Here is a 20,101-nt window from a genome sequence, read left to right on the forward strand (position 1 = left end):
GTTCAGCCATGGAAGCCGAGCAATTGAACCCGGCGAAACCCTAGAAGAACAGTAGCGGGTACGCAGTTTCATCCCCCCATGACCAGGGGGGCGAGTCAGCATTCACTTTTTCAGTTATTCGATTAATGAATAACATATATAGCTAATGAAACTAAGCAAACGACCTTTCAGTCACCTATCTTGACCTCAGCATCTGCCAATCTGGCCGCATGCTAAAGACCGCCAGACCGATAAGGAGATCACCTCTGTGGTGGATGTGCAGCAAACGTTGAGCTTGATTTCCCTTCACGTTCCCTTTGGCGGCGCCCTTGCCTACGGCGCCACCTTTCTTACGACGGCCAACTGACGCCCGAACCCGAGCCAAGGAAGCCGCTCATGGCAATCACCCAAAACAGCCGTTTGGTGCAGGTCGACAGCCCTCTGGGCGGCGATGTCCTGTTGCTGCAAAGCATGGAAGGCAGCGAAGAGTTGGGGCGATTGTTCCACTACGAATTGGACCTGACTTCCGAAGACCGGGCGATCACCTTCGACCAGTTGCTGGGCAAGCCGATGGGCCTGACCCTGGAGCTGTACGACGGCGCGAAACGCTATTTCCACGGCATCGTTTGCAGTTGCCGGCAGTTGACCGGGCACGGCCAGTTCGCCGGTTACCGCGTCAGCCTGCGGCCCTGGTTCTGGTTGCTCACGCGCACCTCCGATTGCCGGATTTTCCAGAACAAGACGGTGCCGGACATCATCAAGCAGGTGTTCCGTGACCTCGGCTTCTCCGATTTCGAAGACAGCCTGAGCGGCAGCTACCGCGAGTGGGAGTATTGCGTGCAGTACCGTGAAACCAGCTTCGACTTTGTCAGTCGGCTGATGGAGCAGGAAGGCATCTATTACTACTTTCGCCATGAAAAAAACCGTCATGTGCTGGTGCTGGCCGATGCCTATGGTGCCCACTCCTCGGCGGCGGACTATGCCTCGGTGCCCTTCTACCCGCCCGATCGGCAAATGCGCGAGCGCGATCATTTCTACGACTGGCAACTGGCACGGGAAGTCCAACCCGGCTCGCTGGCGTTGAACGACTACGACTTCCTGCGCCCGCGCGCCAGCCTTGAGGTGCGTTCCAGCGTACCGCGCAACCACACCAACGCCGACTACCCGCTCTACGACTACCCCGGTGAGTATGTCCAGAGCAACGATGGCGATCACTATGCACGTACTCGCATCGAAGCCATCCACAGTCAGTTCGAGCGTGTGCAATTGCGTGGACGCGCACGCGGCATCGGTTGCGGTCATGTGTTCACGCTGACGGGATACGACCGCGCGGACCAGAACCGCGAGTATCTGGTGGTGGCCGCCCGTTATCAGATTCGTCAGGATGCCTATGAAAGCGGGCAGTCGGACGTCGCCGAACAGTTCGTCAGCGAGCTGGACTGCATGGATGCCAACCAGTCCTTCCGCCCTCTGCCCCTCACGCCGATGCCCATCGTCCGCGGACCGCAGACCGCCGTGGTGGTGGGGCCCAGTGGCGAGGAAATCTGGACCGACCAATATGGCCGGGTCAAAGTGCATTTCCATTGGGATCGCCATGACCAGTCCAATGAAAACAGCTCCTGCTGGATTCGCGTCTCCCAGGCCTGGGCCGGCAAGAACTGGGGATCCGTGCAGCTCCCGCGGATCGGTCAGGAAGTGATCGTCAGTTTCCTCGAGGGCGATCCGGATCGGCCGATCATCACCGGCCGCGTCTACAACGCCGAACAGACCGTGCCCTACGGGTTGCCCGCCAATGCCACCCAGAGCGGGGTGAAAAGCCGTTCAAGCAAGGGCGGCTCGCCGGCCAACTTCAATGAAATCCGCATGGAGGACAAGAAAGGCGCCGAGCAGCTGTTTATCCACGCCGAGAAAAACCAGGACATCGAGGTCGAGAACGACGAGACCCACTGGGTTGGCCATGACCGCCGCAAGACCATCGACAACGACGAAACCGTGCACGTCAAACACGACCGCACCGAAACCGTCGATAACAACGAAACCATCACCATCGGCGTGGATCGCAAGGAAAAGGTCGGCAATAACGAAACCATTTCCATTGGTGTGAACCGCACCGAGGATGTCGGCAGCAACGAGAAAATCACCATTGGCGCCAATCGCACCGAGAGCGTGGGCAATAACGAGACCATCAGCATCGGTGCCGACCGCACGGAAAAAGTCGGTGCGAACGAAAAAATCTCCATCGCCAGCAACCGGACCGAGGACGTGGGTGGCAACGAGACCATCGGCATCAGCGGCAACCGTAACGAAACGGTCCAGGGCAATGAAGGCATCGAGATCAACGGCAACCAGAGTACCCAGATCGGCCAGAACGAATCCCGCGATGTCGCCCAGAACCGCAACACGGGCATCAAGCAGAACGACAGCCTGGACGTGGGCAAGCACTTCTCCCTCAACGCTGGCGACTCCATCAGCCTGACCACGGGCGCGGCCAGCATCACCATGAAGAAGGACGGCACCATCGTGATCAGCGGCAAGAACATCACCATCGACGGCTCCGGCGCCATCAACATCAAGGCGAACAAGAACGTGGTCGTCAAAGGCCAGAAAATCCTGCAGAACTAGCCACGGAGTGGGCGCCATGACCGTTGAATATCATTTCCCCGTTTCCCCCGCCGCCACGCCCGCGCGCGTGGATGGCGTCGTGATCGGGGTGCTGCTGGATGTGCCCGGGGCGGACGCCCCGGTGGTGGCCTTCCCGGGCTGCCCCGGCGAAACGGGCCTCGCCGCGCGCACCACCACCCCGCTCTCCCGCGAAGACATCGGCGCCCAGGTCGCGCTGATGTTCGAGGCCGGCGACCTGACCCGACCGCTGGTGATCGGTCGCATCCAGCGCCTGCCGCAAACCACGACGCCAGCCGTCGCCCACCTGGACGGCGAGCGCCTGGAGTTCACGGCAGAGCGGGAAATCGTCCTGCGTTGCGGCAAGGCGAGCATTACCCTCACCCGTGAGGGCAAGGTGCTGATCCGTGGGACCTATCTTTCGAACCGGTCATCCGGCGTGAACCGTATCAAGGGCGGTTCGGTGCAGATTAATTAGAAGGTAGGCGATCCATGGAACTGCTCAACGCCAGCAAATTGGTGGTTGCCTACACCCTGGGCATGGCAAGCGACGGCCGCGAGTCCCTGGTTGTGGTGGCCAAGGGCACTTTCGATCTTCCGTTGGACGGCCGCGCCGCGACCCTCGCTGACACCCAGCAACCGCTGCTGATGGCCGACACTTTTCTTGGCGAACCGGGCCTCAGCGCCCCTCGGCAGGAAATGGACTTTGCCCCGTTCAAGCCATATTGCGATGTACTGGTGTGTGGCAAAGCCTACGCACCAGGCGGCCGGCCCGTGACGCAGTTGACCGCGGGCATTCGGGTTGGTCAGATGACCAAAGCCTTTTCCGTCCTTGGTCCCCGGCAATGGCAACCAGGACTATTGGGTGCTTCTCCTGGCTTACCCCAGCCCTTCACTGAGCAGGACATCTCTTATGCCCAGGCCTACGGAGGGTCCCATCCCATGGCCAACAAGCCGGGCATGCTGCATGAGTATCCGGACAATCCGAGTGGTTGCGGTTGGTTTCCAGGCAGCACCGGCAGTGCTGAAATCGCGGGCAAGCCCATGCCGAATACCGAGGAACTGGGCAAGCCAATCGACAGCCCCTCTGGCGACTTTCGCCCCATGGCCCTCGGCCCCCTTGGCCGTAGCTGGCCGCAACGCGCCCGCTTCGCCGGTACTTACGACGACGCCTGGTTGGCCGACTGCTTTCCGTTTCTGCCAGGGGATTTCGACAATCGCTACTTCCAGGCGGCCCCTGACGACCAGCAGGTTCCTCACCTGCGTGGCGGCGAGAACGTACAGCTGCTCAACCTCACGCCCCAGGAGCGCGCAGGCTTCCGCATCCCCGAAATGGATGTGCCGGTGACTTTCTTCCTGAAAAAAGGCGGTCATGAAACGGTGTCGGCGGTGATCGACACCTTGCTGATCGACACCGACGCTCGCCAGGTGCAGTTGACGTGGCGTGTCGCTCGCCCGCTACGGCGTAATATTTTCGAGATTGCCCAGGTGCTGGTCGGCACGATGTCCACAGCGTGGTGGCATGCCCGTGAGCTGGGCAAGGACTACTACCCGTCACTTGGCGCCTTGGTGAAAGCCAAGCGCGCCCCCGAGGAAACGGACTGATGACTGCTCTTTGCATCATTGGCTCGGGAATGATCAGTGCTGTCGGCCTGAGCGCGCCGGCGAGCTGTGCGGCGATTCGCTGTGCCATCGACAACTTCCAGGAAACCCGCTTTATCGACCGCGCCGGCGAATGGCTGATTGCCGCGAGCGTGCCTTTGGAGCAACCCTGGCTCGGCCGCACCAAGCTGATCAAGATGGCTGCCCGCGCCATTGCCGAGTCACTGCAGAGCACCCCGGGGGTTGACCCGGAAAAGACCCCGCTGTTGCTGGGGCTGGCTGAAGCCGAGCGTCCCGGTCGTCTCGCCGGTCTCGATCAGGGACTGCTACACGCCATCGAAGCCGAACTGGGCATCCGTTTTCATCCTGGTTCCTACGTCATCGCGCGAGGCCGGGTCAGTGCCGCCGTGGCCCTGCTTAACGCGCGTGCGTTGATACATCAGGATGGCCATCGTCACGTGATCATTGCCGGCGTCGACTCCCTCCTTAATGGAGCAACCCTGACCGTGTTCGAAGAGCGCGAACGCCTGCTTACCAGCGAGAACTCCAACGGTTTTATCCCCGGCGAAGGTGCCGCAGCGGTGGTGCTGGCGGCTCCCGTTGCCAATGAACAGCCGCAATTGCTCTGCATCGGCCTGGGGTTCGGCGTGGAACAGGCCACGGTGGAATCCGAAGACCTGCCTCTGCGCGCCGAAGGCCTGACCCAGGCCATACGGGCCGCCCTGGGCGAAGCTGGCTGCGGGTTGGAGCAGATGGATTATCGGCTGACGGATATTTCCGGCGAGCAGTACTACTTCAAGGAGGCCTCCCTGGCCCTGAGCCGTAGCCTGCGGGTACGCAAGGAGTTCTTCCATCTTTGGCACCCTGCCGACTGCATTGGCGAAGTCGGCGCCGCCATCGGCCCGGTGATGCTCGCCGTGGCCCTGGCTGCCAGTCGCAAGGGCTACGGCGAAGGACCGAACATCTTCTGCCACCTGGGCAACGACGCCGGCCAACGCGCCGCCGCGCTGCTCAGCTACCAGATTGTGAGGGCCGCCTGATGGCCAACGAGGTCTTTGCCAATAATATGGAAGTGTCCTGCAAGGCGGCTGACGGCAAGTCGATCGCCTGCTTCCCGGATGTCTGTTTCACCCCACCCCAGGCCCCGCCCACCCCGCTCGGTGTGCCCATCCCCTACCCCAACACGGGCATGGCCAAGGACACCACCAAGGGCAGTCGCACGGTGAAGATCAGTGGCAAGGAAGTGATGCTCAAGGACAAGAGCCACTTCAAGACCAGCTATGGGGACGAGGCTGGGAATGCGCCGAAAAAGGGGATCGTCACGACCCGGAACAAGGGGAAGGTGTATTTCACTTCCTGGTCGATGGACGTGAAGTATGAAGGCAAGAATGTTGTCCGGCATATGGACCTGACCACCCATAACCATGCTTCCCAGCCTGGCAATACCGTGCCCTGGCCCTATACGGACAGAATGGCTCTTGCCAAGGACCTGGGCCAATGCGAGGGTGAAAAAAAGCGGGTGAACGACGCTTGCGATACCAGTAAGAAAGTGGTCTGCCCGGATATAGACAAGCTGAAAAACGCCCTCAAAGACCGTAACGTCGCAAAGAAAACGGCAGGCGACGGGTTTCAGACTGATCCGGCTTATCTAGCGGCACACACCGGAGTACAAAGCGAGTATTCGTCGCTGGCCAAGACCATCAACGCCGACCCTTGCCAAAAGGCCCTGCGCTGTTTTCTCGCGCCGTACAAGCCCAACAGGTGTTGCCCGGGACAAACCGGAGACCACCTGATCGACTCGGCATCCTTTACCGACGGACCAGCCTTTCCAGGTCAGCCCAGAAACCAGCACCCGACGAAAGCCGGCTGGAGCAAATACCAGACCGACAAGGCCCCGGTCGTGTGCGTGGAGGGTCCCAACCAGACCACCGCCACCCACGGTCAGATGCATACCCGACGTGGGGTGGTGGCCTTGCACGAGGCCGATGCAAAAGGCGAATGGCCAAGGTCCAAGGCCACGGAAACAGGGGCCAAAGCCGCCAAGAAAACCTTTCCGGATTCCGACTGCTCCCAGGAGTGCCTGGAAGCCCAGTTGAACAAGTACCACGACAAAGCAAAGGACCCAGGCGATGAGAAGCCGATCAATGCCCGAGCATCCATGACGAGTGATCCAGCTCAGCGTGCCAAGGCTGCGGCCGAGATGTGTCCCGTCAGTCCTCACCGTTAATTTGCTCATATCAGGAGAAAAGCATGGACCCGCAAGACCCAAGATTCAGCGGTCTCAGCATCAGTACCGGAGTCGTTCGCTATTCAGACCTGAGCTATTTGATAGTCACGCATGATGCCGCCATCAGCGAAGGTTATATGGACTCGATACTTTACACGCTCGATCGTGGTACCTGGTATGCCGGCACGGTGCCGTGGCTTGCCTGCTCAGGAACGGTCTGCCATAGGCCGGTCGAACGCTATCTGATGCTGGGCACCGATGGATCGGTCGAAGCCAGTGGCGGAGGGACTAAAGATGAGGAGACCATTGCAGACTCCGGCATCGATCCGAAGAAACGCGGCCCTCTCCGCGAAATCCGCGGCATCGCCAAAGGCCGCGCCTACGCCGTAGGCACCTGCCGCCAGGCCTACGTCCGCGATGACGAGAACCAGTGGCGTTGCATCGACCAGAGCGCCCAGGTCGGCGACACCCCCATCACCGACACCAGCTTCGAATCAATCGATGGGTTCAGCGAACAGGAAATCTACACAGTCGGTTGGGAAGGCGAAATCTGGAAGTACGACGGTTCCGTCTTCACCCAGCAGAACAGCCCGACCAACCTGGCGCTCTACAAGGTTCGCTGCGCGCCGGACGGTTTTGCCTATGCCTGCGGCCAGCTCGGCACTTTGTTGCGGGGCCGCGATGACCAATGGGAAGTGATCGAGCATGACAGCACCCGGGAAGACCTCTGGGGCATGGAGTACTTCGATGGACAGCTGTACGTGTCGTCCACCCATTTTGTCTATCGCCTCGAGGACGGCAAGCTGATCCCCATCGACTTTGGCGACGACGCACCGCGCACGTGTTATCACCTGAGCGCGGCCGACGGCATCATGTGGTCCATCGGGCCCAAGGACGTCATGGAGTTCGAGGGTGCGAACTGGAAACGGTGCCTGCAAATTGACTGACCCTGCCTGCCCGTACATCAGGATCGATGGCTGATGAAAACACTGCCCATCGTCCTTGACCTGCATGTCGAGGAAGCGAGTTTCCTGGCCGTCCTGCGCGATGATGCATTACGCGCCCCGCACTACGACCTGGACGATCTCCGCACACTCGACGAGCGCATCGACGCACATCTCGACGGCCTGCGGATCGCCGGCCCCACGGGTTTGCAAATCCTGCTGGCCCAGCTAAGTCCCCACGCCATCGGCGAGATGTTCGCCAGCGTGGTGCTGGCTTTCGAAGCGGCTAACGGCAAAGTGCTGTCGCGGCTCAGCGAGCATTTGCGCAGTGCCTTGGAAACGGAGCGCGGTTACCTGATGGCCCTGGGGTGGCTCGACTGGGAGCGCGTATCGCCCTGGATCGAGCGCATGCTCGCCTCCCCCGACCCACTGTTTCGCCGCCTCGGCCTGGCCACCTGCGGCATGCATCGCCACGACCCCGGCTCCGCCCTGCTGGCCGGACTTTCCGATGCCGACCCAAGCGTGCTGGCACGTGCCGCCCGCACGGCGGGCGAACTGCGCCGGCGCGACCTGTTCCCGACGATTCGCGCCCACCGCCAGCATGCAGACGCCGCCACGCGCTTCTGGGCCAATTGGGCCACTGTCCAAATGGGCGATCAGCAGGCCTTGGAGCCTCTGCGCTCATTCGCCGAGCAACCGGGCGAGTTCCAGTACCGCGCGCTCTGCGTACTGCTGGCTTGGCAAGAACGCGAACCCAGCATCGCCTGGATACGCCAGTGGGTACAGGATCCCCGGGATCGGCGCGTCGGCATCCAGGCCCTTGGACTGCTGGGCGATCCGGTCAGCGTGCCCTGGTTGATCCAGCAGATGAGCGACCTGCCCTATGCCCGCGTCGCCGGTGAAGCCTTCAGCCTGATCACCGGCGCCGACCTGGCGTTACTTGATCTGGAATTGCAGGACCTGCCAGATTTCGATGCAGGCCCGAACGACAACCCTGAAGATCCCAATGTCGCCATGGACCCCGATGAAAACCTGCCCTGGCCCGACCCGCAGGCAATCGAACGATGGTGGCAAACCCACGGCGGACACTTTCAAGTGGGGACTCGTTACATGCTGGGATTGGCCCATAGCGAACACAGCTTTCAGCAAGCCCTTGTCCGCGGCCAGCAACGCCAGCGCATCGCCGCGGCCTGCGGTCTCGCCCGCTTCCGGCCAGACGAGGTGCTTTTCCCTACCAGCGCACCGGCTTGGCGGCAAAAGCGCTTGTTGGGAATGACGGCGCTGTTCGGGCGTTGACCAGGATGTTTATATAGCGCTCCAACACCTGGCAATCACTTACCCCCTCTGGAGGCACCATGCCAAACGCAACTGGACAGAACCCTGTGGCACTCATCAGCGGGGTTGGCAGTGAGATCGGAATCGGCATGGCGATCGCGCGCAGGTTGGGTGCCGCTGGCGCCCGATTGATCATCACCGCGAGCAGTGCACGCATCCTTGAGCGCGTCGCGCAGTTGCGTGCCGAAGGGTTCGAAGTCGAAGGGCGGGCCATCGATCTTACCGATGAAAACCAGGTGCGTGAATTTATGGTGTGGGCAGAGTCCGTCTGGGGGCAGGTCGATGTTCTGGTGAACAACGCGGGCATGGCCATGCAAGGCAGTCCGGAGTGTTTTTCCGAGCTGGCGGTCATGGACCTGCACACCTGGAACCTGACACTGGAACGAAATCTCACCACGGCTTTTCTGCTGACACGGGCTGTTCTGCCCGGAATGCGGGCGCGCCGATACGGGCGCATCGTCAACATCAGCTCCACGACCGGCACCCGTTGCAGTAACCCCGGTGAAGCGGCTTACAGCGCCGCGAAGGCCGCGATGGTCGGAATGAGCATGAGCCTGGCGCTGGAAGTCGCTAAGCAAGGAGTGACTGTAAACAGCGTCGCTCCCGGCTGGATCGCCACAGGGTCGACCACTGCCGAGGAAGCCACGGCGGCAGGCTACACGCCGATGGGTCGGGCGGGACGTCCCGAAGAGGTGGCGGCACTGGTGGCTTTTCTGGCGTCTTCAGAGGCGAGCTACATCACGGGCGAAGTCATCGTGGTGGATGGCGGCAACTGCCTGGTGGAGAACAAGGCCCCTTGATCTGAATCCATGGCCAGCACTTTTCCCTGTGGGAGATTCTATGGTTGAGGGGAAGCCCTCAAGCCGCTTTGGATTGGTATTCGCTTTGCTCTTTCAGCAGAGCGAATACGATCCGAGCAAGCTTGCGAGCCAGCATTACCAACGCCTCGGTGGTGTTGCAGACCAGGCTCGCCGTCCCCGTTTACCGGCCAGACTTGCATCCTGCCAATACTGGGAAACTTGTATATCGCCAAGACAGCCGGAGACGCGGCGGATCTGGCCCAGTCAATGCTGGTCACGGCCTGGAACCTCGCCATCGCCGGCGGCGGGATCGTCGGAGGCATTCTGCTCGACCACCTGGGGGGCGTGGCGTTTGCGCCGGTTCTGGTTGTTCTCCTGCTGCTGACGTTGGCGGTGGTGTGGTCGGCCAGGCAGTACGGGTTTACAGCAGGCACAGGCTGAACATGCACTCCGCTCAATGAATAGTCATCAGCGATAGACAACCGTCGCTGACATCAAATCGTCATCACTGTGTCGCCGAAATGCCACGCTCCCTGGGTACTGTCCTCGCCAATGAGATCGATCTCAAGCGAGTGACAATGACTGATTTGAAAGAAGTGGCACGTTTGGCAGGGGTTTCGCGGGCAACCGCGGCCCGCACCTTTGCCTCCCCTGAAGTGGTGCGTCCGGCGACCCGCGAGCAGGTGTTCGCCGCCGCCCGCCAGTTGGGTTTTCGGCCCAATCGCCTGGGTCGTCAGCTGCGCCTGCAAGTGACCAAGCTGATCGGCGTGGTGGTCCCCAACCTGCTCAATCCCGTGTTCGCCGAACAATTCCAGGCCATGGAGCACGCTGCGCGTTTACGCGGCTACAACCTGCTCCTGGCGACGACCGACTACAGCAGCGAGCGCGAAAGCGTGGTGGTCGAGGAGTTGTTGCGCCAGCGGGTCGATGGCCTGGTCCTCACCGTAACCGACGCCGAAAGCAACCGCGTGCTGCAAAGCCTGGACAGCGAGGACACGCCGTTTGTGCTGGCCTATCACCAACCGGGCAATCCGCACTACAGCGCCGTGTCGGTGGACAACCGCGCCGGCATGGCCCTCGCCACTCGTTACCTGCTGGAAGCCGGGCATTGTCGCATTGGCATGGTTGCCGGCCCGGCCCTGCAATCGGATCGCGCTCGCCTGCGTTACGCCGGTTATTGCGACGCCATGGGCGAGGCCGGCCTCGACAGCCTGCCGGTGATTGAAATGCCCGCCCATACCCAGGCTGACTTCGCGGCCATCGCTCCCTTCCTGCAAGGTCCGCAGGCGCTCAGCGCGTTGGTTTGCTCCAACGATCTGCTGGCCATCAGCCTGATCGCGCAACTGCGTCGCAACGGCTGGCACGTGCCCCAGCAGCTCTCGGTCATGGGTTTCGATGGCATCGCCCTTGGCACTCAAATGCACCCGACGTTGTGCAGTGTGGTTCAGCCCATCGAGGCCTTGGCCTGCACCGTCATCGATCAATTGCTGGCGCAGATCGCCGGCGCCACACCGGTTTCCCATTGCCTGCCCTGCCACATCCGGCCGGGGGAAAGTACTCAATCCTACGAGGAGACACTTGATGATCCGCTTCAGTAAAACCCTGGCGACGTTGCTGTTTTGCGGCGTTGCCAGCCTGGCCCAGGCCGCCGAAACGGCGATTTGCTACAACTGCCCACCGGAATGGGCCGACTGGGGCACACAACTCAAGGCCATTGCCGATACCACTGGCGTGCAGGTCCCGCTGGACAACAAGAACTCCGGGCAGGCACTGGCGCAACTGGTCGCCGAGCAGGCCGCCCCCGTGGCGGATGTGGTGTATTACGGCGTGACCTTCGGTTTGCAGGCACAAAAAGCCGGGGTGGTCGGCACCTATCAACCCAAGGGTTGGGAACAGATTCCGGCAGGCCTGAAAGACCCACAGGGACACTGGTTTGCCATTCACTCCGGCACCCTGGGCATCATGGTCAACGTCGATGCCTTGGGTGGCTTACCTGTCCCGCAAAGCTGGGGCGATCTGCTCAAGCCCGAGTACAAAGGCATGGTCGGTTACCTTGATCCATCCAGCGCATTTGTCGGTTACGTTTCCGCGGTGGCGATCAACCAGGCCATGGGCGGCAGCCTCGACGACTTCACGCCAGCGATCGATTACTTCCAGAAACTGGCGAAAAACTCGCCCATCGTGCCCAAGCAGACCGCTTATGCGCGGGTGCTGTCCGGGGAGTTGCCGATCCTGGTGGATTACGACTTCAACGCCTATCGGGCACGTTACAAGGACAAGGCCAACGTGGCTTTCGTGATCCCCAAGGAAGGCAGCATCAGCGTGCCCTACGTCATGAGCATCGTCGGCAACGCGCCGCATCGGGCCAATGCCGAGAAGGTGCTGGATTTCGTTCTGTCCGACCAGGGCCAGGCGCTCTGGGCCAAGGCCTACTTGCGACCGGTACGGGCGACGAAGATGCCTGCCGACATCGCTGCGCAGTTCCTGCCAGACAGCGATTACGCACGGGCCGGCGTGGTCGACTACCAGCAGATGGCGGCGGTACAGGAAGCCTTTTCCGCACGTTATCTGAAAGAGGTCAAGTAAGTGACCGCCTCGGTAATAAAAGCCCGGGGAGTCCCTTCGGGCCAGGCCACGGCGCCGCGTTTGCGGCTGACCGCGGCCTGGGCCCTGGCGCCTGCGGCGGCGGTGCTGTTCGCATTCTGGTTATTGCCGCTGGCGCACCTGATCGTGCTGGGCGGGCAACATCGCGATGGCGGCGAAAGCGGCTATTGGCAGGTACTGAGCAGTGCGCAATACCTGGGCAGTCTGGCTCAGACCTGCCTGCTGGCCTTGGCGACGACCCTCGCGGCACTCCTGGTGGGCGGCATCAGTGGCTTTTTTCTCAGCCGCCAACGCTTCTTCGGCCGTTCGCTGCTGGTCGCCTTGTTGACCTTCCCGTTGGCATTCCCCGGCGTGGTGGTCGGCTTCCTGGTGATCCTGCTGGCCGGGCGCCAAGGGTTGTTCGCCAGCCTCGGGCTCGAGCTGGCGGGTGAACGCTGGATCTTCGCCTACTCGCTGATGGGGTTGTGTCTGGGTTACCTGTACTTTTCGATTCCGCGGGTGATCCTCACGGTGATGGCCGCTTGCGAAAGCCTGGATCGCAGCCTGGAAGAAGCCGCTCAATCCCTGGGGGCCGGTCACTGGCGAGTGGTCTGTGATGTCATCGTCCCCGGCCTGGCACCGGCATTGGTGTCGTGCGGGGCGATCTGCTTTGCGACCTCCATGGGGGCGTTCGGCACGGCCTTCACCCTTGGCACCCGTCTGAACGTGACCCCGGTGGCGATCTACAACGTGTTCACCAACTACGCCAATTTCGCCGTAGCCGCTGCGCTGTCGGTGGTGTTGGGGGCGCTGACCTGGGCGGTACTGCTGCTGGCCCGACGGCTGGCGAAAAATTCGAGGACTGTCTTGTGAAGCGCTCAACGCTGTTTATCGGCCAGTTGATGTTTACCCTGCTGGTCTGCGCATTCATGTTGGTGCCCGTGCTGATGTCGCTGCTGGCCGGGCTGACGCGCAATTATTTCCAGGGCATCGCCAGTGGCCTGACGTTCGATTGGTTGCAGCAGGTCTGGCAGGCCTATTCGCCGACGGTCTGGCTATCCCTGCAACTGGCCGTGGCCTGTGCGCTGTGCGTCTGCGTGGTGGGTGTCCCGGCGGCTTACGCGCTGGTACGGATGAACAACCGCTTCAGCCGTGCGTTCGAGGAACTGATGGTGCTGCCGGTGGCGATGCCAGGCTTGGCCAGCGCCCTGGCGTTGCTGCTCACCTATGGGCAATTCGGCGACTTTCGCAGCAGCTGGCTGTTCATTCTCGTCGGCCATGTGCTGTTCACCTTGCCGTTTCTGGTGCGCCCGGTGATGGCGGTGATGCAACGTCAGCACTTGCCCGTGCTGGAAGAAGCCGCGGCCAGCCTTGGCGCCGGGCCGCTACGACGATTCTTCAGCGTAGTGGTACCCAACTGCCGGGCGGGGATCCTCGCCGGGGTCTTGATGGTCGTCACGCTGTCGTTGGGTGAGTTCAATCTGACCTGGATGCTCCACACCCCGATGACCAAGACATTGCCGGTAGGCCTGGCTGACAGCTATGCCTCGGCCAGGCTGGAAGTGGCCAGCGCCTACACCCTCATATTCCTGCTGATGATCGTGCCGCTGTTGATTGCGTTGCAGGCCATCAGCGCCCGCCTTTCCCGTGGAGAAAAACGATGACCGGAACCACCATTCGCCTGGCGGGTTGCCGCAAGGCGTTCGCGGACGGCACCGTTGCCGTACATGATCTGGACCTGACCATCAATGCCGGGGAAACCCTGGCGATCCTCGGCCCATCCGGTTGCGGTAAAACCACGACCTTGCGCCTGATCGCCGGTCTTGAGCGTCCGGATGCGGGACAGGTGTTTTTTGGCGACACCGACGTCACCCGCCTGCCCATCGAACGACGCGACGTAGGCATGGTGTTCCAGAACTATGCGTTGTTTCCCAATCTGGATGTGGCCGGCAACATCGTTTATGGCTTGAAAATTCGCGGCATGGCACCTGCTGAGCGAAACAAGCGTTGCTCGGAGTTGCTGGAACTGGTGGGGCTTGAGGATCATGGCAAGCGCAGCATCCACGAGCTGTCCGGCGGTCAACGCCAGCGGGTCGCCCTGGCCCGCGCCCTGGCGCCCAAGCCTCGGGTATTGCTGCTTGACGAACCGTTGGCGGCACTGGATGCGCAGTTGCGCGAGCGCCTGCGCAGCGAGTTGGATCAGTTGCTACGCCATCTGGGCATTACCGCGGTGTTCGTCACCCATGACCAGGGCGAAGCCATGGCCTTGGGCAATCGGATTCTGGTCATGGAGCACGGTCGCGTCGCGCAGTTGGCCAGCCCAAGGGACATCTACCAACACCCGGCCAACACGTTCGTCGCCAGTTTCGTCGGCAACCTCAACGCTTTTCCAGTGCTCGAGCACACGCCCCAAGGCTTGAAAGTCCATGGCGGAGAGTTGCCATGGCGGGGGGCTGGCCGGCCTGCCACCGTCTATTGCCGCCCGGAGCATCTGCGGGTGATGGACAGCGAGGGGCATCTGCGCGGGCGCCTGGTGGGCCAGTTTTTCCAGGGTGCCCAAAGCCGCCTGTTGGTGGAGGTCGGTGCCGCCCAGCCATTGCTGGTAGACAGCACCGACAGCGTCATCCACGCCCCAGGTGCCCTGATCGCCTTGGCCGTCGAGCCGCAAGTGCTGTTCACCCTGTCATCGTGACATTCGTATTTTCAGAGGGTTTGTCTTGAAGCGTCCGTTTCTTGTTGCGCAAATCAGCGATTTGCATCTTAAAGCCGGGGGAAAGCTGACCTATGGTGTGGTCGATACCCTCGCCGCGTTGCGTCGTGCGATCGATCATTTGAATACCCGCGTGCCGCGTCCCGACGTCGTGGTGATCAGTGGCGACCTGGTCGACTTCGGTCGCCCTGATGAATATGCCGTGCTGCAGCCCGAACTGGCGCGCCTGCACATGCCTTGCTACCTGGTGCCCGGTAACCACGACAACCGCGAGCATCTGCGGGCGGCATTTGCCGATCACGACTACTTGCCAAGCCTGGCCGGAACCCCCTTGGACTGGGTCGTCGAGGCGCATCCGCTGCGCCTGATCGGCCTGGACAGCACCATTCCCGGTGCCCATGGCGGCCGCTTGCTGGACAGCCAGTTGCGCTGGCTCGATGAACAGCTGGCTGCCCGCCCCGATGCGCCAACATTGCTGGTTTTGCATCATCCGCCGTTTATCAGCGGCATCGGCCACATGGACCGTGAACCGTTCATCAACGCGCCGGCATTGGAGCAGGTCATCGCCCGCCACCCACAGGTTGAGCGTTTGCTGTGCGGGCATTTGCATCGGCCGATGCAGCGGCGTTTCGGTGGCAGCCTGAGCTGTGTATGCCCCGGCGTCTCCCATCAAATCGTGTTGGATCTACAGCAAACCGCTCCAGCGCACTTCAATCTGGAGCCGCCCGGGTATTTGCTGCATCACTGGCATCCCCACGGACTGGTGACCCATAACGGCGTGTTGGGTGAGTATCCCGGACCCTATCCTTTTTATGACGCTCACGGATTGATCGACTGATAACCCAAGGACTTTCATGGTGCTGTTCTGAAGGTGTTCCTCGGAGGTTTGAACCACTGTCCCATTCCATTGATTGAAGTTTCTTAACGTTTTTTTTCACGCCTCGGCCAATCGACTGATCGGCTGAAGGCTTCCTGCTGCCTTTTCAATATGCCCGGAACAGTGATTCCGCGGTGGAGTTCGTCCTGATGAAAGCCCTATTGCAAACACTGAGTCTTTTAACTGGCGGTGTGAGTCTGGTCCTGAGTCCATTGGCGTCGGCTGATTTTATCAGCGACAGCAAAGCCAACTTGAACTTGCGCAACTTCTACTTCAACAACGATAACCGTGATGGGGCCGCCGCGCCTTCGAAGACCGAAGAATGGGGCCAGGCCTTCATGCTCAATTATCAGTCGGGGTTTACCGACGGCACCGTGGGGTTCGGCCTGGATGCTATCGGGTTGCTGGGCCTGAAGCTCGACAGTGGCGCGGGCCGTCATGTCGGTGGCTCGATGTTTCCCAATGACGGGGACAAGGCGGCGGACCAATGGGCGCGTCTCGGTGCCACGGCCAAGATGCGCGTCTCCAAGACCGAGCTGCGGTACGGCACCTTACAGCCGAAATTGCCGATCCTGGTCTCCAACGATGGCCGTTTGTTGCCTCAAACGTTCGAGGGGGGGCAAGTCACCAGCAATGAAATCGACAACCTGACCTTCACCGCTGGCCAGTTGGAGCACGCCACGGGGCGTGCTTCCAGCGACAGTGCCGGCCTGGCCGTTGCTGGCGGCACCCAGGAAAGCAATAAATTTACCTTTGCCGGTGGCGATTACAAACTGACCAAGGATCTGACCGCGCAGTATTACTACGCCAATCTCGAAGACTACTATCAACAGCACTTCGCCGGCTTGCTGCATGTCTTACCGTTGGGTGAATACGGTTCGTTGAAAACCGACCTGCGTTACTTCAAGACCACGTCCGACGGCAAGAACAGCAGCGCCGCCGGTCGCGCCAGTGGTTACAAACTCGGTGGCTATACCAAGGACGGCAGTGGTGAAATCGACAACGATACCTGGAGCGCAGCGTTCATTTATTCGTTGGGTGGCCATGCCATTACCGCGGGTTATCAGCGTGTCTCCGAAGACAGCAACTTTACGCAACTGAACCAGGGCGGCCTGGTGGGCAAAGGCGAAGGCGGCGCGAGTCTTTACCTCTACACCGACCGCACCATCCAGACGTTCATCCAGGCCGGCGAGCGCACTGCGTTTGCTCAATATGCCTATGACTTCGCAGCACTTGGCGTTCCAGGCTTGAAGGCGTCGGTCATGTACCTCAAGGGCGATAACATCCAGACGACCAGCGGCCAGGACGCCAGTGAATGGGAGCGTGATATCTCCCTGGACTACGTGATCCAGAGCGGCGCGTTGAAGAATGTCGGCTTCGGCTGGCGCAACGGGATGTCGCGAAGCGATATTGCCCGCGACCAGGATCAGAATCGCCTGTTCGTGAGCTATAGCATTCCGTTGATGTAACCTGCAGAAGGAAGGAGCCGGAAGCACGCCCACCGCGGCGCCTTTCCTCCTTCCCTGTTGCACTGATAAAACAGCGTGCACCTTCGCGGGGCACGCTGATTCGCATGATCAGGCAATAATCAGCCCGGATCGTGCAAGCCCCCCCAACCATTCCTTCCTATAGTTAACCAGAGCCAAACCATCTGGAGCTGGTCCCCCTATGAGCGCCCTGAACATCAACGGCCGTGAGTACACGGTCGACGTCGACCCTGGCACCCCTATTCTCTGGACCCTGCGCGACACGCTGGGCATGACCGGCACCAAGTTCGGCTGCGGCGCGGCGCTCTGTGGCGCCTGCACCGTGCACCTGGATGGCCAGGCCATTCGTTCCTGCGTGACCCCTATCGCCGCCGCCGAAGGCAAGAAAATCACCACCATCGAAGCGGCAACCGACGGCAGTGATCCGGTGGGCAGCGCCGTGCACGAGGCGTGGGTCAAACACGACGTGGCGCAATGCGGCTACTGCCAGAGTGGCCAGATCATGAGCGCAACAGCTTTTCTCAAGGCCCAGCCCAAGGGCAAGCAGCCTACGACGGCCGAGATCGACTCGGCCATGGCCGGCAATATCTGCCGCTGTGGCACCTACGCCCGAATCCGCGCCGCGGTGGCTGATGCCGCCAAAGCCATTGCCTGATCGGAGCTGACCATGCTGAACGAGATCTTCCCAAACGAGCTCCCCCGCGCCTTGCAACATATGCTTGAACGTGACGAGGCTGACGGCCCCGCTGCCCTGCCCCGGCGCAGCTTCCTCAAGATCGTCGGCATCGGCGGACTGGCATTGGGTGCGTTTCCACACCTGGCCCTGGCGCAGGAAGCCAATGGCGCCGTCGCAGCGCCGCTCAAACCGACCCAGCAGCCCTCCGCATTCGTGCAGATCGCGCCCAATGGCGAGGTCACGGTAACCATCAATCGCTTGGAATTCGGCCAGGGCGTGCAGACCGGCCTGCCCATGATTCTCGCCGAAGAGCTGGATGCCGACTGGAGCCTGGTACGCAGTCGCAACGGCAGCAACGACGCCGCCTACATGGACCCGGCCTTCGGCATCCACCTCACAGGTGGTTCCAACACGATCAAGAACAGCTACACCCAGTACCGCGAACTTGGCGCCCGTGCGCGCGCCATGCTGCTGGGTGCGGCCGCCGAACGCTGGAACGTGGATGTGGCGAGCCTGACTACCCAGGCCGGCATGGTGCTCGGCCCGGCGGGCCGTAAAGCGAGCTACGGCGAACTGGCGCAAGCGGCGATGGCGATGCCTGTACCCGAGCAGATCACCCTCAAGGATCCCAAGGATTTCCGCATCATCGGCCAGGCCACCACACGCATCGATGCCAAGGCCAAGAGCAGCGGCCAGCAGGATTTCGGCATCGACATGCACCTGCCGGGGCAACTCACGGCGGTCGTCGCCCGACCACCGGTGTTCGGCGCCAGAATCGCTTCTCTGGACGACAGCGCGGCGCGGGCCACCAAAGGCGTGAAGGCCGTGTTGCGCGTACCGCTGGATGGCGGCGCCGAAGGTGTCGCGGTGGTTGCCGACAGTTACTGGCAGGCGAAGCTGGCACGCGATGCACTGAAGGTGGAATGGAATGCGTCCGCCGTGGAAAAGGTGGACAGCGAAAAACAATTGGCTCAATACCGCGAGCTGGCCAACCAGCCCGGCCCGTTGCACTTCGATGCCGATATGACGCCACTCGCCACGGCGCCGCATCGACTGGAGGCCGAGTTCCTGTTCCCCTACCTCGCCCATGCCCCCATGGAACCGCTCAATTGCACCGTGCAGCTTGCCGGCAATGGCGCTCAGTTGTGGGTCGGCACACAATTCCCCGGTGGCGATGCGGCGGCCGCCGCCAAGGTGCTGGACCTCAAGCCCGAGCAGATCCAGGTGAACGTGCAAACCGCTGGCGGGGGTTTTGGCCGGCGCGGCGTACCCACCAACGATTTCGTGGTACTGGCTTGCGAAGTGGCCAAGGCCGCCCGCACCGCTGGAGTCGATGCGCCTATCCGCACGCTCTGGAGCCGGGAAGACGACATCAAGGGCGGCTACTACCGCCCCATGCACCTGCACCGTGCGCGCATCGGTTTTGATGACAGTGGCAAGGTTCTCGCCTGGGACCACGCTTTGGTTGGCCAATCGATCATCACCGGCACCGTGTTTGGCGGGCGGGTAAAAAATGGCATCGACCCGACCGCTACCGAGGGCCTGCGCAACCCGTATCCGCTGCCCATGCGGCTGACGGTGCATCACCCCAAACTCAACGTCCCCGTACTGTGGTGGCGCAGCGTCGGTTCCACCCATACGGCTTTTGTGATGGAAACACTGATCGACGAGATCGCCCGCACCACCAAACAGGATCCGGTGGCCTACCGGATGAAGCTGTTTGGCGACCAGAGCCCACGCCATCGCGCGGCGCTGCAATTGGCCGTGGACAAGAGCGAATACGGCAAGCGCCAGCTAGCGGCGGGCCGTGCCTGGGGCGTGGCGGTCCACGAGTCGTTCAGTTCGGTGGTGGCTTATGTGGTCGAGGCCTCGGTGCAGGATGGCCGGCCGGTGCTGCACAACGTGACCGCTGGCGTGCACTGCAACCTGGCCGTCAACCCACGCAGTGTCGAGGCCCAGGTCCAAGGCGCGGCGCTGATGGGCTTGTCGATGTGCCTGCCCGGTGGCGCCATCACCCTGAAAGACGGTGTCGTGCAGCAGAGCAATTTTGCTGACTTCAGCGTACCGCGCATTACCGACATGCCGGAATTCGCCGTCCACATCGTGCCCAGTGCCGAGCCGCCCACGGGAATGGGCGAACCCGGCCTGCCGGCGTTGGCCCCGGCGTTTGCCAATGCCGTGGCGAGCCTGACGGGCAAACCGTTGCGTGAGTTGCCGTTCAAGTTGACGTAACGGGCGATGGTTTCACCTGCTTCGGTTTGC

General features: G+C 61.7%; 17 protein-coding genes and 2 pseudogenes. 18 read left to right on the forward strand and 1 reads right to left on the reverse strand.

Features of this window, described 5'->3' with window-relative positions; genetic code table 11:
• Positions 1-375 precede the first annotated feature (375 nt).
• Genes BLP82_RS00900 through BLP82_RS00935 form a run of 8 tightly spaced genes read left to right on the forward strand, consistent with a single transcriptional unit; the run spans position 376 to position 9,506 of the window.
• Complete coding sequence (locus tag BLP82_RS00900) at positions 376-2,601, forward strand: type VI secretion system Vgr family protein (protein WP_092164542.1); 2,226 nt, start codon at positions 376-378, stop codon at positions 2,599-2,601.
• Between the two features lie 16 nt (positions 2,602-2,617).
• On the forward strand, positions 2,618-3,076 hold the full coding sequence (locus BLP82_RS00905; protein ID WP_092164544.1) for a DUF6484 domain-containing protein: 459 nt from the start codon (positions 2,618-2,620) through the stop codon (positions 3,074-3,076).
• Positions 3,077-3,090: 14 nt separating this feature from the next.
• Positions 3,091-4,203: a DUF2169 family type VI secretion system accessory protein gene (locus tag BLP82_RS00910; RefSeq protein WP_092164546.1), complete on the forward strand. Its 1,113-nt coding sequence runs from the start codon at positions 3,091-3,093 to the stop codon at positions 4,201-4,203.
• Positions 4,200-5,240 carry a 3-oxoacyl-ACP synthase gene (locus BLP82_RS00915; protein WP_092164547.1) on the forward strand — a complete coding sequence of 347 codons (1,041 nt, stop codon included), beginning with the start codon at positions 4,200-4,202 and terminating at the stop codon, positions 5,238-5,240. The genes BLP82_RS00910 and BLP82_RS00915 overlap by 4 nt, the downstream gene beginning before the upstream one ends.
• Complete coding sequence (locus BLP82_RS00920; protein WP_092164548.1) at positions 5,240-6,427, forward strand: PAAR-like domain-containing protein; 1,188 nt, start codon at positions 5,240-5,242, stop codon at positions 6,425-6,427. Before BLP82_RS00915 ends, BLP82_RS00920 begins: the two co-directional genes overlap by 1 nt.
• A gap of 23 nt (positions 6,428-6,450) precedes the next feature.
• Positions 6,451-7,374 (forward strand): beta propeller repeat protein, encoded by a 924-nt coding sequence (locus BLP82_RS00925; RefSeq protein WP_256576511.1) that lies wholly within the window; start codon positions 6,451-6,453, stop codon positions 7,372-7,374.
• A 33-nt stretch (positions 7,375-7,407) separates the two neighbouring features.
• Entirely contained in the window at positions 7,408-8,667 is a 1,260-nt protein-coding gene (locus BLP82_RS00930) for a TIGR02270 family protein (protein WP_092164549.1), read from the forward strand.
• Between the two features lie 59 nt (positions 8,668-8,726).
• The gene (locus BLP82_RS00935) at positions 8,727-9,506 is read left to right on the forward strand and encodes an SDR family NAD(P)-dependent oxidoreductase (protein ID WP_092164550.1); all 780 of its coding nucleotides are present in this window, start codon (positions 8,727-8,729) and stop codon (positions 9,504-9,506) included.
• 58 nt (positions 9,507-9,564) lie between these two features.
• Here the strand turns inward: BLP82_RS00935 and BLP82_RS31450 are convergent.
• Positions 9,565-9,663 (reverse strand): annotated as a pseudogene (locus BLP82_RS31450) (IS110 family transposase); the annotation flags it as partial.
• A gap of 68 nt (positions 9,664-9,731) precedes the next feature.
• Here BLP82_RS31450 and BLP82_RS00940 point away from each other — a divergent pair.
• From BLP82_RS00940 to BLP82_RS00985, 10 genes and pseudogenes are all read left to right on the forward strand, one after another.
• Positions 9,732-9,947, forward strand: a pseudogene (locus BLP82_RS00940) (MFS transporter); the annotation flags it as partial.
• Between the two features lie 137 nt (positions 9,948-10,084).
• The gene (locus tag BLP82_RS00945) at positions 10,085-11,104 is read left to right on the forward strand and encodes a LacI family DNA-binding transcriptional regulator (protein ID WP_092164551.1); all 1,020 of its coding nucleotides are present in this window, start codon (positions 10,085-10,087) and stop codon (positions 11,102-11,104) included.
• A complete protein-coding gene (locus BLP82_RS00950) occupies positions 11,088-12,092 on the forward strand; it encodes an ABC transporter substrate-binding protein (protein WP_092164552.1) in 1,005 nt (334 codons plus the stop codon). Before BLP82_RS00945 ends, BLP82_RS00950 begins: the two co-directional genes overlap by 17 nt.
• 15 nt (positions 12,093-12,107) lie before the next feature.
• Positions 12,108-12,962 (forward strand): ABC transporter permease, encoded by an 855-nt coding sequence (locus tag BLP82_RS00955; protein WP_092165015.1) that lies wholly within the window; start codon positions 12,108-12,110, stop codon positions 12,960-12,962.
• Entirely contained in the window at positions 12,959-13,753 is a 795-nt protein-coding gene (locus BLP82_RS00960; protein WP_092164553.1) for an ABC transporter permease, read from the forward strand. The genes BLP82_RS00955 and BLP82_RS00960 overlap by 4 nt, the downstream gene beginning before the upstream one ends.
• Positions 13,750-14,781: an ABC transporter ATP-binding protein gene (locus BLP82_RS00965; RefSeq protein ID WP_092164555.1), complete on the forward strand. Its 1,032-nt coding sequence runs from the start codon at positions 13,750-13,752 to the stop codon at positions 14,779-14,781. Before BLP82_RS00960 ends, BLP82_RS00965 begins: the two co-directional genes overlap by 4 nt.
• Before the next feature lie 25 nt (positions 14,782-14,806).
• Positions 14,807-15,637 (forward strand): phosphodiesterase, encoded by an 831-nt coding sequence (locus BLP82_RS00970; protein ID WP_092164556.1) that lies wholly within the window; start codon positions 14,807-14,809, stop codon positions 15,635-15,637.
• Positions 15,638-15,825: 188 nt separating this feature from the next.
• Positions 15,826-17,145 (forward strand): OprD family porin, encoded by a 1,320-nt coding sequence (locus BLP82_RS00975; RefSeq protein ID WP_092164558.1) that lies wholly within the window; start codon positions 15,826-15,828, stop codon positions 17,143-17,145.
• Positions 17,146-17,344: 199 nt separating this feature from the next.
• Positions 17,345-17,818 (forward strand): (2Fe-2S)-binding protein, encoded by a 474-nt coding sequence (locus BLP82_RS00980; protein WP_092164560.1) that lies wholly within the window; start codon positions 17,345-17,347, stop codon positions 17,816-17,818.
• A gap of 12 nt (positions 17,819-17,830) precedes the next feature.
• Positions 17,831-20,071, forward strand: a complete 2,241-nt coding sequence (locus tag BLP82_RS00985; RefSeq protein WP_092164562.1) for a xanthine dehydrogenase family protein molybdopterin-binding subunit — start codon at positions 17,831-17,833, stop codon at positions 20,069-20,071.
• Positions 20,072-20,101: the final 30 nt, after the last annotated feature.

The sequence above is a fragment of the Pseudomonas sp. NFACC37-1 genome, from assembly GCF_900101575.1.
In the GTDB taxonomy this organism is placed as follows: domain Bacteria; phylum Pseudomonadota; class Gammaproteobacteria; order Pseudomonadales; family Pseudomonadaceae; genus Aquipseudomonas; species Aquipseudomonas fluorescens_AA.

Coding starts and splice junctions, on each gene's coding strand:
- BLP82_RS00925 (WP_256576511.1), top strand. CDS start 6,451: ATGGACCCGCAAGACCCAAGATTCAGCGGTCTCAGCATCAGTACCGGA.
- BLP82_RS00985 (WP_092164562.1), top strand. CDS start 17,831: ATGCTGAACGAGATCTTCCCAAACGAGCTCCCCCGCGCCTTGCAACAT.
- BLP82_RS00900 (WP_092164542.1), top strand. CDS start 376: ATGGCAATCACCCAAAACAGCCGTTTGGTGCAGGTCGACAGCCCTCTG.
- BLP82_RS00935 (WP_092164550.1), top strand. CDS start 8,727: ATGCCAAACGCAACTGGACAGAACCCTGTGGCACTCATCAGCGGGGTT.
- BLP82_RS00950 (WP_092164552.1), top strand. CDS start 11,088: ATGATCCGCTTCAGTAAAACCCTGGCGACGTTGCTGTTTTGCGGCGTT.
- BLP82_RS00910 (WP_092164546.1), top strand. CDS start 3,091: ATGGAACTGCTCAACGCCAGCAAATTGGTGGTTGCCTACACCCTGGGC.
- BLP82_RS00920 (WP_092164548.1), top strand. CDS start 5,240: ATGGCCAACGAGGTCTTTGCCAATAATATGGAAGTGTCCTGCAAGGCG.
- BLP82_RS00975 (WP_092164558.1), top strand. CDS start 15,826: ATGAAAGCCCTATTGCAAACACTGAGTCTTTTAACTGGCGGTGTGAGT.
- BLP82_RS00980 (WP_092164560.1), top strand. CDS start 17,345: ATGAGCGCCCTGAACATCAACGGCCGTGAGTACACGGTCGACGTCGAC.
- BLP82_RS00945 (WP_092164551.1), top strand. CDS start 10,085: ATGACTGATTTGAAAGAAGTGGCACGTTTGGCAGGGGTTTCGCGGGCA.
- BLP82_RS00930 (WP_092164549.1), top strand. CDS start 7,408: ATGAAAACACTGCCCATCGTCCTTGACCTGCATGTCGAGGAAGCGAGT.
- BLP82_RS00965 (WP_092164555.1), top strand. CDS start 13,750: ATGACCGGAACCACCATTCGCCTGGCGGGTTGCCGCAAGGCGTTCGCG.
- BLP82_RS00905 (WP_092164544.1), top strand. CDS start 2,618: ATGACCGTTGAATATCATTTCCCCGTTTCCCCCGCCGCCACGCCCGCG.